This is a genomic window from Litorivivens sp., from assembly GCF_041625495.1.
Lineage (GTDB): Bacteria > Pseudomonadota > Gammaproteobacteria > Pseudomonadales > Spongiibacteraceae > Litorivivens.
In genome coordinates this window covers 1-15,369 of sequence record NZ_JBFJTH010000090.1, presented here as the reverse complement: position 1 = coordinate 15,369, position 15,369 = coordinate 1, and the positions used below count along the sequence as shown (strand labels likewise).

The 15,369-nt window shown below is 51.5% G+C and carries 15 protein-coding genes; 1 reads left to right on the top strand and 14 read right to left on the bottom strand.

The annotated features are described in order from the left end of the window. Positions 1–316 (bottom strand): ATP synthase subunit I (locus ABYP39_RS11525; protein ID WP_372782647.1); only part of this gene is annotated, 316 nt, incomplete at its 3' end. Between the two features lie 661 nt (positions 317–977). On the opposite strand from ABYP39_RS11525, the gene ABYP39_RS11520 reads away from it, so the two are divergent. After that, positions 978–2,396, top strand: a complete 1,419-nt coding sequence (locus ABYP39_RS11520; protein ID WP_372782645.1) for a wax ester/triacylglycerol synthase family O-acyltransferase — start codon at positions 978–980, stop codon at positions 2,394–2,396. A 34-nt stretch (positions 2,397–2,430) separates the two neighbouring features. On the opposite strand, the gene ABYP39_RS11515 is transcribed toward ABYP39_RS11520, so the two are convergent. From ABYP39_RS11515 to rpmH, 13 genes are all read right to left on the bottom strand, one after another. Then, a complete protein-coding gene (locus tag ABYP39_RS11515) occupies positions 2,431–4,047 on the bottom strand; it encodes a diguanylate cyclase domain-containing protein (RefSeq protein WP_372782643.1) in 1,617 nt (538 codons plus the stop codon). A gap of 5 nt (positions 4,048–4,052) precedes the next feature. After that, positions 4,053–4,640 carry a cytochrome P460 family protein gene (locus tag ABYP39_RS11510; RefSeq protein ID WP_372782641.1) on the bottom strand — a complete coding sequence of 196 codons (588 nt, stop codon included), beginning with the start codon at positions 4,638–4,640 and terminating at the stop codon, positions 4,053–4,055. Continuing rightward, the gene (locus tag ABYP39_RS11505) at positions 4,637–5,275 is read right to left on the bottom strand and encodes a hypothetical protein (protein WP_372782639.1); all 639 of its coding nucleotides are present in this window, start codon (positions 5,273–5,275) and stop codon (positions 4,637–4,639) included. The genes ABYP39_RS11510 and ABYP39_RS11505 overlap by 4 nt, the downstream gene beginning before the upstream one ends. Positions 5,276–5,293: 18 nt before the next feature. Then, a complete protein-coding gene (locus ABYP39_RS11500; RefSeq protein ID WP_372782637.1) occupies positions 5,294–6,325 on the bottom strand; it encodes a cytochrome-c peroxidase in 1,032 nt (343 codons plus the stop codon). Between the two features lie 145 nt (positions 6,326–6,470). Beyond that, positions 6,471–7,367: a ParB/RepB/Spo0J family partition protein gene (locus ABYP39_RS11495; RefSeq protein WP_372749226.1), complete on the bottom strand. Its 897-nt coding sequence runs from the start codon at positions 7,365–7,367 to the stop codon at positions 6,471–6,473. Continuing rightward, the gene (locus ABYP39_RS11490) at positions 7,367–8,182 is read right to left on the bottom strand and encodes a ParA family protein (protein ID WP_372749225.1); all 816 of its coding nucleotides are present in this window, start codon (positions 8,180–8,182) and stop codon (positions 7,367–7,369) included. Before ABYP39_RS11490 ends, ABYP39_RS11495 begins: the two co-directional genes overlap by 1 nt. A gap of 30 nt (positions 8,183–8,212) precedes the next feature. After that, positions 8,213–8,845 carry a 16S rRNA (guanine(527)-N(7))-methyltransferase RsmG gene (gene rsmG, locus ABYP39_RS11485; RefSeq protein WP_372758830.1) on the bottom strand — a complete coding sequence of 211 codons (633 nt, stop codon included), beginning with the start codon at positions 8,843–8,845 and terminating at the stop codon, positions 8,213–8,215. Beyond that, the gene (gene mnmG, locus ABYP39_RS11480; RefSeq protein ID WP_372782635.1) at positions 8,845–10,737 is read right to left on the bottom strand and encodes a tRNA uridine-5-carboxymethylaminomethyl(34) synthesis enzyme MnmG; all 1,893 of its coding nucleotides are present in this window, start codon (positions 10,735–10,737) and stop codon (positions 8,845–8,847) included. Before mnmG ends, rsmG begins: the two co-directional genes overlap by 1 nt. Positions 10,738–11,314: 577 nt before the next feature. Then, positions 11,315–12,670 carry a tRNA uridine-5-carboxymethylaminomethyl(34) synthesis GTPase MnmE gene (gene mnmE, locus ABYP39_RS11475; RefSeq protein ID WP_372782633.1) on the bottom strand — a complete coding sequence of 452 codons (1,356 nt, stop codon included), beginning with the start codon at positions 12,668–12,670 and terminating at the stop codon, positions 11,315–11,317. Further along, the gene (gene yidC / locus ABYP39_RS11470) at positions 12,671–14,347 is read right to left on the bottom strand and encodes a membrane protein insertase YidC (protein WP_372782631.1); all 1,677 of its coding nucleotides are present in this window, start codon (positions 14,345–14,347) and stop codon (positions 12,671–12,673) included. Further along, positions 14,347–14,601: a membrane protein insertion efficiency factor YidD gene (gene yidD / locus ABYP39_RS11465; protein WP_372750400.1), complete on the bottom strand. Its 255-nt coding sequence runs from the start codon at positions 14,599–14,601 to the stop codon at positions 14,347–14,349. The genes yidC and yidD overlap by 1 nt, the downstream gene beginning before the upstream one ends. Then, positions 14,592–15,002 carry a ribonuclease P protein component gene (gene rnpA / locus ABYP39_RS11460; RefSeq protein ID WP_372750399.1) on the bottom strand — a complete coding sequence of 137 codons (411 nt, stop codon included), beginning with the start codon at positions 15,000–15,002 and terminating at the stop codon, positions 14,592–14,594. Before rnpA ends, yidD begins: the two co-directional genes overlap by 10 nt. Positions 15,003–15,032: 30 nt before the next feature. Next, positions 15,033–15,167: a 50S ribosomal protein L34 gene (gene rpmH, locus ABYP39_RS11455; RefSeq protein WP_183411446.1), complete on the bottom strand. Its 135-nt coding sequence runs from the start codon at positions 15,165–15,167 to the stop codon at positions 15,033–15,035. Between the last annotated feature and the right edge of the window lie 202 nt (positions 15,168–15,369).

Sequence of the window (15,369 nt, the reverse complement as noted above, 5' to 3'; positions counted from 1 at the left end):
CTGGCACCGTACTGAACACAATCGCAAATAGCGATACTGTCAGTACAAATTTTCCAGCTTCGCCGCGCTTGAAAGCGCTGGAAACTTCGCTGGCCGCGCGCGATCCCCGGTGGCGAAACGCCATACGGGCAAAATAGGCGTTGGGCAAAACGGAGATCAATCCGCCTATCAACAAGGCTTTGGCGCTTGCCACATCCACCAGCATTACCCCGGCTGCAGCCAACACCAGCAAACCGGCCTGCAAACCGTAGATCTTAACCAGTGGAGGACGCGATATGGCCGCAGCCTGCGGTGGGTTTCCCCCCTGCCGTGCCATAGTTCCCCCAAATGCCTGCCTGAAATCTGCGCGCCTGTGATATTTCCACTCGCGCAAAAAGCGGGGCGAATTATAGGGCGTGAGTGGTTAACTATCAACCGATCTTAGCGGTGCAGGGTGGACAAATTGTCCCACCCCCTTGTTAACCCGCCACAAAAAATAGATATTAAATCAATACGTTATATCAACTTCCACTACATAGTGTGGCTGATGGCCTGAAAACCACAAGATGCGGTATACAACTAAACAGTACTGTTGATTTAATTTCACCGTATTTATGCGATGCTAATTCGCCGCCCCTTGCTTCACGCTCGCAGCACCCGCAAATAAGGGCGAGCACTGTAGCACTGTTTTCAGATCTTGCCCTAACGCTCCGCGCACGAACCACTGTTGGCCAATCGCCATTTCCTACCCGGTTCGCCCATACATTTTTAGCCAGAGGCTGTTCAACGCTAAATATCGATCAGCATGATCGGTGTCTGGCAGAGTCGGAACGGAAATCGATTTGCCCATCGCAGACGCTCTACCGCACAAATTGGTTAGGAATCGAACAACCCATTCTACGCTAGATCCTAAAATCGTGTTTTTACGCCGAGCACAACTGGTGGTTGTCACAACAAGTCAGTAATGTAAGAACAAACTATGGCATTGAGGGGTCAGCATGGAGCAACTTAGCGGTCAGGATGTGATGTTTCTAAGCGCGGAGATGAAGGGTCTCCCGCAGCACATCGGTGGTTTGAGTATTTACGATCAATCCACCGCAGAAGGCGGTATCGTCAGATTTAAACAGATTCTTTCCATGCTGGAGAGCCGGGTTCATCTGTCACCGATTTTTACCCGCAAGCTGGCCCATGTGCCGATGAAGCTCGATCGACCGTACTGGGTAGAGGACGAGCACTTCGATATGGAATACCACGTGCGCCATATTTCTCTGCCAGCGCCCGGTGACTGGCGCCAGCTCTGTATTCTGGTATCACGTATTCACGCCCGACCGCTCGATATGAACAAACCCCTGTGGGAGATGTACATCATCGAGGGGCTAGACAATATAGAAGGCTTGCCCAAAAACTGTTTTGCCATGCTATTAAAGGCACACCACGCCGCCATGGATGGTGCTACCGGTGCCATGATGTTCCCGATCATGCATGACCTGAGCCCCGAGGTTCAACAACCCGGCGACATTCCACCGCGAATTGTGGAAAAGACCTCAGACTGGCAGCTGCTGACCAAGGCTTATGTGAATAACTTAAAGCGGCCTCGACGATTCCTAAAACTGGCTGCCAATGCGCTACCCGCTTATCGGCGTATTCGACAGGGTCGCAAGAAAGGCAATTTCCGCTCTCTCGACGACAAGCAGAAAACGCGGTTTCAGGGACGAATTTCCAATTACCGGGTAGTCGACTCCGTTAAATTTTCATTCGAAGATGTTCGCTCCATCAAAAACACAGTACCCGGCGCAACGATCAATGACGCCATGCTGACAATTGTGTCTGGCGCCATGCGCAAATATCTGGAAGCAAAACAGGAGATGCCAGAAAAGACACTCGTAACCGGCTGCCCCATAGACGTTCGCAGCGACGAAGAGCGCAGCGCTGGCGGCAACATGGTGGGCTTTATGACCGTCTCACTGTGTTCAGATATTCTTGATCCAAAAGCACGCCTGGAAGCCATTAGTGCAGAATCAAAGCAAAGTAAATCCTATGCCGAGGCTATGGGCCCAAGGATCGCCATGGATGTTACCGACGTTCTGCCAGGTGGGATGATGGCGCTAGCCATGCGTGCAGCAGTGAGTACCGGCCTAACGGAGCGCGCCGTAATATTCAATACGATTGTCACCAACGTTCCAGGACCTCCCGTACAGCTTTATTTCTGTGGAGCGGAACTGGTAGATGGTTTGAGCCTAGGGCCGCTGCTGCCAGGCGTAGGCCTGTTCCATGTGGTGTATAGCAGCGTCCAGAACAAAAAGGGCTCTATCTCAATATCCTTCAATGCCTGTCGCGAGCAGATGCCGGACCCGGCGTTTTACGCGCAATGCATCAAGGAGTCTTTTGAGGAGTTGAAGAAGGCAACGCTGGGTTAGACATTGCGGTTTGTATAGCCTGGCCCTTGGGTGGTCAGGCTATACGCAATTGTGGGCCTTTGTACACGCAATATCTGTTTTTACCACTGCGCTTAGCCTGATACATCGCTTCATCGGCTCGCTTGACGATGCTAGTTATAAGGTTTTCTTCGTCAATTACTGGCGTGGAAATTTCCATAGAATCCATGACCAGTACCCCGATACTGCATCCAATTTGTAATTCCTCGCCTTTGTAATTGAAGATCTCTTTAAGGGAGGCGCACACCTTCCCGGCAACTAGCTCGGCGCGCTCATTGGACTCGACATCATCTAGTACCAGAATAAATTCATCGCCGCCCACGCGCGCCACCATGTCGCTTTTACGCACAATTTTTTCTAGACGCTTCGCCGTTTCAACCAAGATGAAATCACCGGCATCATGGCCCACGGTATCATTGATTTTCTTGAACCCATCGAGATCAATAAAAAGCAGAGAGAATCGTCTGACGCCACGCCGGCTGGCAACGATTTCCAGAAGTCTTTCATTAAAATAGGCTCGATTAGGAATACCGGTAAGACTATCGTGTTGCGCGGCGTGCTGAATTTTTGCCTTTTGCAGCTGTTGTAGTTTGACCAGAGACATCAATCCTCTAGTGCGGATAATCAGTAAAAACACTACCAGCGTAACAATTAATGCAACGATCATTGAGATTCGTATGGTTTTTTCGGCAGTAGCTATTTGGGCTGATAGTTCCTGATTACTTTTATCAATACGCAGCTTCTGGGTGGTAACCAGTTCATCAAGTTCCAGCGTCAGTTTCCGCAAGGTTGGTGTAATCTGCTCGCGCATAAGTGAACTGTCGGCGCGCCACTGGCTGCTGCCATGAACATCGATCACTTGCGTGAGATAGGATTCATAGTTAGTGAGCCCATCATTAAATTCTTCCACCAGTTCCAAAAGTTCTGGCTGGTGCGTTTTCAGATACGCACCGACTTCGTTGCGGTGCTGTTTTACACCTTCTAAGTAAAGATAGATATCGTCTACCGCTGCATCGTTTCGAAAAGCGAGATAACTACGGACCTGGCTGATTACCATCGCCCAGTTGTAAAGCAGATTATCCAAACTGCGTGCAAACTCGTACTGCGATGATATTTTCGCTTCCGCTTTTATGTCACTCAGCAGGTGAGTCATCTCCACGCCCTGGGGCTCCATCCAATCAGCCGCGATACCGACGGCAGGCATATTACGTTTAACGTCGGCGGCGAGTTTAAGCATATCCCGGTTGTAGCTCTTAATTTCATTCACAAGCGTACGAATAAGTTCCAGTTGTGTCGCATCTTGTGGTTCATTGTTCTTTTCTGTCAGCTCTATCAGCTCATCGAGCGTGGAATCTATGTCATTGACCTTATCGCTATAGAGCACAATGTTGTATTCATCCTGCTCTACCATGTAGTTACCCAACACGCTCAAACTATGGTAGAAGTGCGTTGTCAGTTGCATGGCACTGAGCATTTTTGGTTGATACTGCTGCGTGACCTTCGCCAGTTTTTGCTGTGTGTTGGAAAAACTGATAATCGATACCAACGCGATGGATATAAGAATTAACGCCACGGCAGCAACAGCAAACCAAAGTTTGTTTTTTACCGCGGTCACGTTGGTCTCATTTTCCATCGTATTTACTCCCGATCAGTTGCGCTGAAGATCTGGGAAAAAATGTAATCCCGATCGGCAATATGACTGTGACAGTGCGCGCACTGCGTCTGAATAGTTGGGTCACTGGCTTTACCCCGAAGTATTATCTTTCCTTTCGGATCAAATTGAAGATATTCCCAATTGCCATTTTCAGGATCGAAATTGCTATTCCGCTTGATCATGGCGGTTACTGTTAGAGGCGCGTGGGGCTTGCCATCTTTCGCCTGAAAGTTTTCTTTTAACACCACCGTGTTTATCGGATATTTCTGGTATTTAGGTGGCTCTTCGAACTCATCGGGATCTTCGTACCAAGTAATGTATTGAAGGTAGTTATTTTGATAGACCGATTCACCACCACGAACGTAAACCGTAATAAACTGATTCCAATGCAGCCCTGAAAACTCAAAACCTGTCATGCGGGTCCAGTTCATTCGATAGTTGTCAAACGCGAACTCTTCACCTTGTGGCGCATTGAACATCTTAACTTGGTAAGGTGAGACATCGTCCGCCACCAATAGCATGGCGTTGGTCATCAGAACCGTAAGAACTATTAGACGACTTTTTAAACTCATGATTCCACCAGCGTGACGCCGCCGCGATCTTTGCCACGCTTAGTTACCGGATGCAGAGTGTTATTGGTTGCCGCCGAAATATCGATTTCAATCGTGTCATATTTTGGAATTCTGATGACTATTTTATTGGCATCCGCGGGTAGGTTTCCCAACGTTACGGAAAACTCTTTTTCAGCAGGCGAAAATTCAACAACTTTCTCGTAACGCGATTTAACCGCTGCAATATAAGTGCGCATTTTCGGATGAATTTTACAGCCTACACGTACGATTGAATCTTCAAACCAGTCTATATCAACATCACGTTCACCACCCGGAGCCATCAGTCCGACATCAAACTGCGCACCAACGCTCGCATCGCTTGCAAAAATATTGTGATCTACCGTGTCTGAATTTTTAAAACTAACAGCGCTACCCGGAGAAGCCACAACCATTTTCGTGGTGAACTGCTTGTTTACTTGGTCAACTTCCGCATTTGTTTTATCACCGGTCTCAGCAGGAATATAAATAAGAGCAACCTTGGGTGGGCGCTTGTCAAATTTAAAACTTACGCTGTAGTCCTTAGCATTAGCCAGACTACTTATAGATAAGCAGATGACGGCGACCAAAGCCTGCGTGTTATTCCATTTCATTTTCATGTTGATCCCTTCAAGTATTTAGCGATTGTCGTCGGGTATGCGCGGGCGAGTAATATCTACCCGGCTTTCCAACGTGCCCAGAAAAGCCAGGAGATCTGAAATTTCCTGATTTGACAGGTTAAGCGGCTTAATCAATTCGCTTTTTAGAATATCGTTGCCGCCGCCCTCGTTATAGAAGACGATGACACTCTCCAAACTGGCAAAGCTTCCGTCGTGCATATAGGGGGCTGTTAAGGTTATGTTTCGCAGGCTAGGTGTTTTAAAAGCACCGCGAAGGCTATTGTCACTGACAACTTCAGCTCGCCCAAGATCATTACCGGGTAAACCAATATTGTGAAAGCTGTCATCGGTAAAGTTAGCGCCATCGTGACATTTACTGCATTCAGCTTTACCTTGAAATAGTTCAAGACCCCGCTTTGCCTCTGGACCCAAGGCATTGCTTTCACCTCGAAGGAAACGATCAAACGCCGAGTTGTCGCTCACAAGGGAGCGCATGAAAGCCGCCAGTGCGCGCGCAATCATGTCTTCACTAATCGCACCGTTACCGTAAACGGCTGCAAACTTTTCGCGATACGCGCTCACGCTGTTGAGGCGGATAACCAAATCTTCTATCGACAGGTTCATTTCATCTTCGGATTGGATCGGCATCAGCGCCTGCTTCTCAAGTGAATCTGCCCGCCCATCCCAAAAAAACGTGCTCGCCCAAGCCAGGTTGTAGAGGTGGGGAGTATGACGTTGCAGTGGTTTACCTTGAATATCTGCACTAAGCGCAAGACCGTCGCCAAATCCCAGATCTGGGTTATGGCAGCTGGCACAGGAACGTTTGCGGTCAATGGACAAGCGATTGTCGAAAAACAACACCTTTCCGAGATCGGTTTCGCGCTGACTCGGCGCTTCGTCGTCCGGGTACTCGATCCAATCCCGATCTGGCGTGGCCAACGGGTTCGCATTAAGCGGCGACGAAAAACCGAAGCACAGCGCAGCGACCGCAATAACGCGGATCCACACACTGTAACAACCGAGGCTTTTTATCCCCTGCTTTAGATCCATTTTCCCCCTTATCCCACTATCCTGTTCTTATCCAACCGGATTAATGGGCAGACACGCTCCCGCGGTATTAATTAAGAACGTCGATTATAGGAAGAATGTTGGCGGGCAAACCATTGCGGCTTACCCGTAATATGATGAGGGCTTATCAGGGGGTAATTTTTTTAATGATACTGTCTAGCTGGTCGAGGTTACTGTATTTAATCACCAACTTCCCTGCACCTTTGGCATTGTGCTGAACCGCAACGGCAGAGCCCAGGTGTTTTGCCAGTTCATCCTGCAGTTTTCGAATATCCGGATCCAGGGTTTTTGCCGGTGTCTTCGGATCGGGTGATTTGGCCTCTTCCACCAATCGACGCACCAAGGCTTCTGTCTGCCGCACCGAGAGGCCTCGGGCCACAATCTGGGAAGCCGCCGACGCCTGATTTTCTTCTGGCAGTGACAACAGGGCGCGCGCGTGGCCCATTTCCAGATCACCGTGTTCGAGCATGCGCTGAACTTCGTCACGCAGATTAGTCAAGCGCAATAAATTGGTAATGGTAGTACGCGATTTGCCCACCGCCTGAGCTACCTGGGCATGGGTAAGCTCGAATTCGCGCTGCAAGCGCTGCAGTGCGAGCGCCTCTTCCATGGGATTGAGGTCTTCGCGTTGAATATTTTCAATCAACGCCATTGCAACGGCGGCTTCGTCGGGGACATCCCGGATCAGCGCCGGAATCGTGTCCAGACCCGCCAGTTGAGTAGCGCGCCAGCGGCGTTCACCGGCAATGATTTCGTAGCGTTCGTCGGCCAGTGGTCGCACCACAATGGGTTGCATAACACCCTGCGACTTAATGGACTCCGCCAATTCCTCCAGAGCTTCTGGCTGCATATCCCGACGCGGCTGGTATTTTCCGCGCTGAATCTTGTCGACGGCTAAATCGCGGAGATCGCCATCGCGGGCGCCAAGGGGAGCGGGGCTTTCATTGTGTTCGATGGTCGTGGCAGCTGCTTGACTGCTCAACAGGGCGTCAAGTCCGCGCCCCAGTCCTCGTTTTTTTGCCATTATCCTTCAGACCGAATCAATTGCAGGTCCGGTTTTTCCCGGGCCTGTGGTTTATCTGCGCGTCGGAGCATTTCACCGGCCAGTGCGATATAGGCCATCGCTCCCTTGGAGTCTTTATCGTAGTCAATCACCGGCATGCCGTGACTGGGAGCCTCGGCGAGACGCACATTGCGCGGAATCACGGTGCGGTAAACCTTGTCGCCAAAGTGGTTGTAAAGCTGCGCGGAGACATCATTGGTGAGGCTGTTACGCGGATCGTACATGGTGCGCAGCAAGCCTTCTATTTCCAACTCAGGGTTAATCAGCTGTTTCACGCGGTTTACAGTGTTAACCAGCGCGCTAAGGCCTTCCAGAGCATAGTATTCGCATTGCATGGGAATAATAACGCCATGCGAGGCTGCCAGCGCATTGACCGTCAGCATGTTTAGTGACGGCGGGCAATCCACCAGAATAAAGTCGTAATCTTCCAGAACTGGGGCCAAGCCTTCCCGCAAGCGAAATTCGCGGCCAATTTCATTAATCAGCTCTACTTCTGCCGCGGTCAAATCCTGGTTGGCGCCCAGCAGATCGTAGCCTGCGGCCAGGCCGGATTGAATGGCGTCGGCAGCACTGCTGTCGCCAATCAATACATCGTACACACTGCCATCCAGCGAATTCTTATCGACACCACTGCCCATCGTGGCATTGCCTTGGGGATCGAGGTCGATAAGCAGCACCCGACGCCGGGTTTTCACCAAGGAGGCGGCAAGATTGACGCTGGTGGTTGTCTTACCGACACCGCCTTTCTGATTGGTGATTGCAAATATCTTTGCCATGCTGTCCCAGTCCAGGGCCTGTAATGTTGTTCAGGGCGTGTGATCGGGCCCAATTCTTATGAGATGACGCTCACCGGTGAGCCCCGGCACCACCAGCGCGTGAGAACCCTTGACGATATAGGGTTTTGGTAACTGACTCAACTCTTCCTCGGGGTATTGACCCTTCATGGCCAGTAGCTCGCCGCCTTCTGCCAACAGCGGACCGCAAGCTGCCGTCATATCCGCCAATGACGCAAAAGCCCGAGACAAAATACCCTGATAATGCGCGCCCAGTTTACCTGCTTCTATGCGGCAGTGGTGAACTTTAACGTTTGTAAGTACTAACTCAGCTACGACATGCGTCAGAAACCGGGTTTTTTTGCTGTTTGCGTCCAGCAGCTCGAATTCCTTTTCCGGGTAGACGATGGCCAGTGGGATTCCCGGCAAACCGGCACCGGTGCCCACGTCCAGCAGACGTTCACCACGAATAAATGGAGCAACACTTAGGGAATCCAGCAAATGCTTGCTGACCATTTCCTGAGGATCGCGAATGGCCGTCAGGTTGTAGGCTCTATTCCATTTAATCAACAACGCCAGATAGTGCAACAGCTGGTCTTGCTGTTGCTCGCTCAGTGTTAGCGACAGTCCAGCTAGACCCCGCTGCAGTTGCTCTCGTTCAGCCATCAGGCTGTTTTGCTGCCGCGCTCGAGCAGACCCCGTTTTTTCAGATAGATAAGGAGCAGAGAAACCGCTGCCGGCGTTACCCCCGGAATACGCGAGGCCTGGGCCAGTGTTTGTGGCCGCGTCGCGGTCAGCTTCTGCTTGATCTCGTTGGACAGTCCTTCCACGCTCTGATAGTCGAAATCGAGTGGCAGGTTGGTGTGTTCAAAGCGGCGAAGACGCTCAATTTCTTCGGTTTGACGGTCAATATAGCCGGCGTATTTGACCCCGATTTCAACTTGCTCGGCCACCTGTACGTTAGTACTCGCTTCGCCCTTAAGACCGGCAACATCAAAGTAATTAAGCTCAGGACGCTTCAGAAGATCCAGCAGATTATGCTCTCGACTGATCGGCGTGGGTATCTTGCTGTTGAGTACCTCGGCTTGCGGGGTATTGGGCTGAATCCAAGTACTGGCCATACGCTGGCGCTCGCGTTCCACGCTTTCGCGTTTTTCACAAAAAGCCTGCCAGCGCGTGTCGTCCACCAAGCCGAGCTCTCGTCCCTTCTCGGTCAGGCGAGCATCGGCGTTGTCTTCACGCAGCAGCAGACGGTATTCCGCGCGTGAAGTGAACATGCGGTAAGGCTCGAGTGTACCCATGGTAATCAGGTCATCGACCAGCACGCCAATATAGGCTTCGTCGCGTTTTGGGCACCAAGCCTCTTTATCAAAGGCTTTTAGTGCAGCGTTCAAACCTGCCAACAGCCCTTGGGCTCCGGCCTCTTCGTAGCCGGTGGTGCCGTTGATCTGACCGGCGAAAAACAGGTTTTCTATAACCTTGGTTTCAAGCGAGGTTTTCAGATCCCGTGGGTCAAAAAAGTCGTATTCGATGGCATAGCCAGGCCGCGTGATATGGGCGTTTTCAAAACCCTTAATCGAGCGCACCAGATTCATCTGCACGTCAAACGGCAAGCTGGTGGAAATCCCATTGGGGTAGAGCTCATGGGTATTGAGGCCTTCAGGCTCAATAAATATCTGGTGGCTGTTTTTATCCGCAAAACGGTGCACTTTGTCTTCAATTGAGGGGCAATAGCGCGGCCCAATACCTTCAATCACACCGGTATACATGGGGGAGCGATCGAGCCCACCCTGGATAATGGCGTGGGTTTGCTCGTTGGTATGAGTAATCCAGCAGCAGGTTTGCGTCGGATGCAGGTCAGTACTGCCCAGATAAGACATTACCGGCTCAGGCTGATCGCCCCACTGTTCCTGAAGCCCTTCAAAGTTTACCGATTTGGCATCTATCCGCGGTGGGGTACCGGTTTTCAGGCGATCTACTCGCAATGGCAGCTCACGCAGTCGGCTGGCTAGCGCTATGGACGGTGGGTCTCCAGCGCGACCACCGCTGTGATTATCCAGCCCAATATGTATTTTACCGCCAAGAAACGTCCCTGTGGTCAGAACCACGGTGCGCGCCCTAAATCGGATCCCGGTGTTGGTCACTGCACCGGTAACCCGCTCTCCCTCGACTATCAAATCATCGACCGCTTGCTGAAAAATCGACAGGTTTTGTTGATTTTCGAGAATCTCGCGTATGGCGGCCTTGTACAGCACGCGGTCAGCTTGGGCCCTCGTAGCCCGGACAGCTGGGCCCTTGCGGGCATTGAGCACCCGAAACTGGATACCGCCGCGATCAGTGGCCAGCGCCATTGCGCCACCCAATGCGTCAATTTCCTTGACCAAGTGGCTTTTGCCGATGCCGCCAATGGCAGGATTGCAGGACATCTGCCCCAGGGTTTCGATGTTATGCGTCAGCAGCAGGGTTTTGGCGCCCATTCGTGCCGCCGCCAGGCACGCTTCGGTGCCAGCGTGGCCGCCGCCGATGACGATGACGTCAAATTGCTCGGGATAATCCACGGCAAAACCTGCTGATGAGTGAAAGGGAGTGTGATTATACGGGCCGGATTTCGCACTGCAATAAGCTGGTGAAAATTTAGTCAGTGCGTGTTCTTAAAAAAGTTATTAAATATATTTACTTAATATGGAGAGAAAGTAAGGAATTTTATTGTTGTAGTTACTATTAGCACACAGGTTTATGTGGATAAAATATGTAAGCTATTGAAAGTATTTAGTAAAAACAATTTCACAAGTGGGCGTATAAGCGGGTCTCAAAGGTGTTGGCTAGCTGGTAGCGGCCGTTGCAGGGATTGGGGACAAGTATTAGTACTGAACTTTCGTACACAGCCTCTCAACTTATCCCCCAACTTATTCACAGCGTGTCCCCCGGATTTGCGCCGGCAATTCACAGCAAAATAATTGAAAGAAATCCGTTTTTTGGCGTTTTTTCTCTCAGTGTTCAGCTGAGATAAGAGATTTAGGGTGCCGAAGATCAGATCTGTCAGAAAGACGGGGGTATCAAACGGTGCCGGTGTGGCGTGATTTCGCCTTACACTGGATAGCGCTGGTAACAGAAAGGTCGCTGGAAAGCTGAAATTTACTTGCCAATACAGAAGCTGGAGAAGATCTTGCCGAGTAGGTCGTCAGGGGTAAATTCGCCGGTAATGGTACTCAAGGCGTTCTGGCTAAGGCGCAGTTCCTCGGCTAACAGCTCACCGGCCTGATAGGTCTGTAGCTGCTCACTACCCTGGCTCAGATGTGACTGAGCGTCTAACAGGGCATCGATATGGCGTTGACGCGCGGTAAACTGGCTGTCGTAGCCGCCGTGATAACCCATACAGGCTTTGAGGTGTTCTCTTAATAGGTCGATACCCTGCAGACCTTTAGCGGAGATATTCAGGGCATGAGCATCGTCGCTAAGGCCTACTGCCAGCCCTGATAGATCGGCCTTGTTGTAGACGATAGTGAGTTTCTGATGGTGCTCGGCGAATTGTTCAATCAGATCATCGGCGCTGTGGCTGTCGGTGGAATCAACGACCAGCAGAATCCTGTCGGCATCGGCTATAACCTGCCAGGCACGCCGTATTCCTTCTTGTTCTACCCTGTCATCGCTATCGCGAAGACCCGCGGTGTCGACCACGTGCAGTGGCATACCATCAATCAAAATCGTTTCGCGCAGGAGATCGCGGGTAGTCCCTGCCACGTCGGTGACGATAGCTGACTCGCGCCCAGCCAGTGCGTTCAGCAAACTCGATTTTCCGGCGTTCGGCTTTCCGGCTATGGCTACGGTCATACCTTCGCGCAGTAAAGCGCCCTGTCGGGCACTGGCGAGCAGGTCCGAGAGGTTTTTTGCCAACGCCTGCAGACCATCTTGAATGGTGCTGTCGCTGAGAAAGTCGACTTCTTCTTCCGGAAAATCGATGGCGGCTTCGACGTACATCCGCAGGTGAATAAGGTCTTCGACTAACTGATTGACGCGGCGACTGAATTCGCCTTCCAGAGATCGCACTGCATTTTTGGCGGCTTGTTCTGAGGCGCTGTCTATCAGGTCGGCGATGGCCTCAGCCTGTGCCAGATCAATTTTGTTGTTTAGAAACGCGCGCTCCGAAAATTCGCCCGGTCTTGCCTGTCTGGCGCCAAGTCGAAAAACTTCGCGCAGCAACAGGTTGAGAATCACCGGGCCACCGTGCCCTTGTAACTCGAGGACATCTTCGCCAGTGAAGGAATTTGGTCCCGGGAAATAGAGCGCCAATCCGCTATCTAGCGCCTCTATTTGGTTGTTAGATTTTTTGTAAAACTGGGAAAAGTGGGCGTACCGCGGTTTGAGTGGTTTGTTGTCAAGCAGACTTGCAGCAATGGTTTGGCAATCTGGCCCGGAAATACGAATAACACCGACACCACCGCGCCCGGCCGGGGTGGCGACGGCGGCGATGGTGTCGGTACGTTGTGTCATTTAGGCTTTTGCCTGACCTTTTTCGATGTTGCGGGTAATGATGTATTGCTGAGCAATAGACAGCAGGTTATTGACTACCCAATACAGTACCAGCCCCGCCGGGAAGAACAGGAAGAAGAAGGTAAAGATGACAGGCAACCATTGCATAACCTTGGCTTGCATCGGATCCGGTGGCGGTGGGTTCAGCTTCTGCTGCACGAACATAGAAGCACCCATGATGATCGGCAGAATAAAGTAGGGGTCCATTGCCGACAGGTCATTGATCCAGCCAAAGAATGGCGCATGTCGTAATTCGACACTTTCCATCAGCACCCAGTACAAGGCGATAAATACCGGCATTTGTACAAGAATCGGCAGACATCCGCCCAGCGGATTGATTTTTTCCTTTTTGTATAGCTCCATCATTGCCTGAGACTGCTTCTGTCTGTCGTCGGCATGGCGTTCGCGAATTTCCAGCAGCTTGGGTTGTACCCGACGCATATTGGCCATCGAGCGGAATGCTGTGGCGTTGAGCTGGAAGAACAGAATTTTGACGGCCAGGGTGACGCCGATAATGGCCAGACCCCAGTTACCCAGCAGTTTGTAGATCTGGGTCAACACCCAGAACAGCGGCTGTGCAATCCACCACAACCAACCGTAGTCGACACTGAGCTCGAGGCCTTCTGAGATCTTTTCCAGTGCGTATTGATCCTTCGGTCCGACATAGAGCTGTGCTTTCAGGTGACCACTGGTATTGGGTTCTACAATCTGGGGAGCAGACGTGTAGCGAGCGATATTGTCGCCACTGCGGGTCACAGAGGTTGAGAAATAGTTCTGTTGATCTGCCGGTGGAATCCAGGCGCTGAGAAAGTAGTGCTGGATCATGGCGACCCAGCCACCCTGCATTTCAAGCTTGAGTGGCTTTTCACGCATGTCGTCGAAGGGCAGTTTTTCAAACCGTTCCTCTGTGGTGCGGTAGGCAACACCAAGGAAGGGCTGCATGCCCATCATGCCGTTGTTCTGGGTAGAGGGATCTTCGCTGCTATCACGCTTGAGTTGGGTAAAGAGCACGCCTTGCCAAGGTTCGGCGCTGCGGTTTTCAATTTCGTAGTCGAGCTCCACAACATAGGAGCCGCGAGTAAAGTGATAGTGCTTTTTAATGGTGATATCGCGGCTGTAGCCGTAGGCAAGGGTCACCGTAAGCTTATCTTGGCCTTTCGCGAGACTGTAGTTTTCCTGTTCAGTCACAAACAGCGGGCGTCCGTCGCGGGTATCGGTACCGTTTTTTCCAATTAGGCCACTTTGCGCTATATATTCACGCTGGCGGTTTTGTTCGAGTAGGACAAAAGGTTGGTTCGGGGTGTCGATTTTGGCGTAGTGTTTGGGTAGTGCCGCGTAGACTACATCGCCGCCACTTAGATCAATACTGAGGTTCAGCACGTCGGTAGATACATTGATGCTGCTGCTATCGTGTCCGGCTTGCAGTTCGGGCTCTTCGGTGTCCCCAGCCACCTCAGGAATATCTTCCATTGAAGTGCTGCTGTTCGTACCGGGGATTTGGGTCGGGCTCTGCTCAAATGTCTGCTGAGACTCGACGACACTGGCGGGTTCCTGTTGGCGGAAACTTGCCCATTCCACCACCAGCATAAAAGAGAGCGCGGCAATGGCGGCGATCAGCAAAATACGTTGTATATCCATTATGAAGGTTGTGCCTGCGTTGATGTTTTGGATTCGGTGTCGGAGCCCGGTACGGGATCAAAACCCCCGGCGGTAAACGGATGGCAGCGGCAAAGCCGCTTGGTAGCCAGCCAGCTACCGTGGGCAGCGCCGTGGGTTTCAACGGCTTCCAGAGCATACTGTGAACAGCTCGGGTAGAAACGGCAGTGGCTCGCCATCAGTGGGCTGATGGCGTAGCGGTAGATTCGGATCACAGTGACCAGAATTATTCGCATGAACTTGCCCCTTCGCGCGCTTGCCGTTCGGCTTTGCGCTGCTGTTTTTCGGCTCGACGTTGGAGTTGCTCCCACAATTGCTGGCAATCGCGGTGGATTTGCGGGTTGTCTAGTGTACCCAATCCTTTTCGCGCAAGCACGACGATATCCAAACCTGAGACATCATGTTGATGGTGTCGAAAGCTATCTCGGATAATGCGTTTTATGCGATTGCGCTGAACAGCAAGCTTGACATGCTTCTTGGCGATGACAAGACCGAGTCGGGCATGGGGGGTTTGATTGGGACAGGCGAGAAACAACAGTTCCGGTGTCGAAACTTTCAGACGGGCGGTATCAAAGACCTGTTTGAAATCTTTGGCATTCAGCAACCGTGACGTTCTGGCAAATGCTGCAAGCGTCACAGTGCTGATAAACCATGCGTGCGCGCCTGATTAGGCTGCGAGACGCTTGCGACCTTTGGCGCGACGACGGGCGAGAACTTTACGGCCGTTTTTGGTCGCCATACGGGCGCGGAAGCCGTGGGTGCGCTTGCGCTTCAGTACGCTGGGTTGAAAGGTTCTTTTCATGACAGTGCTCCAAGCCGATGTTGGCTTTCTTACTTCCTTATATAGGGCTGCCTTATATAAGGATCATTTCATGTGTCTGCCGGCGTCGTAGATAGTACAGACAGCGGCGCGAAAATCAGGATCGCGAATTCTAGTGAATTTGATCAGTTAAGGCAATGGATTTTTTATTTATAGACGTAGTGCGCGACGGCAACGTTAGCGT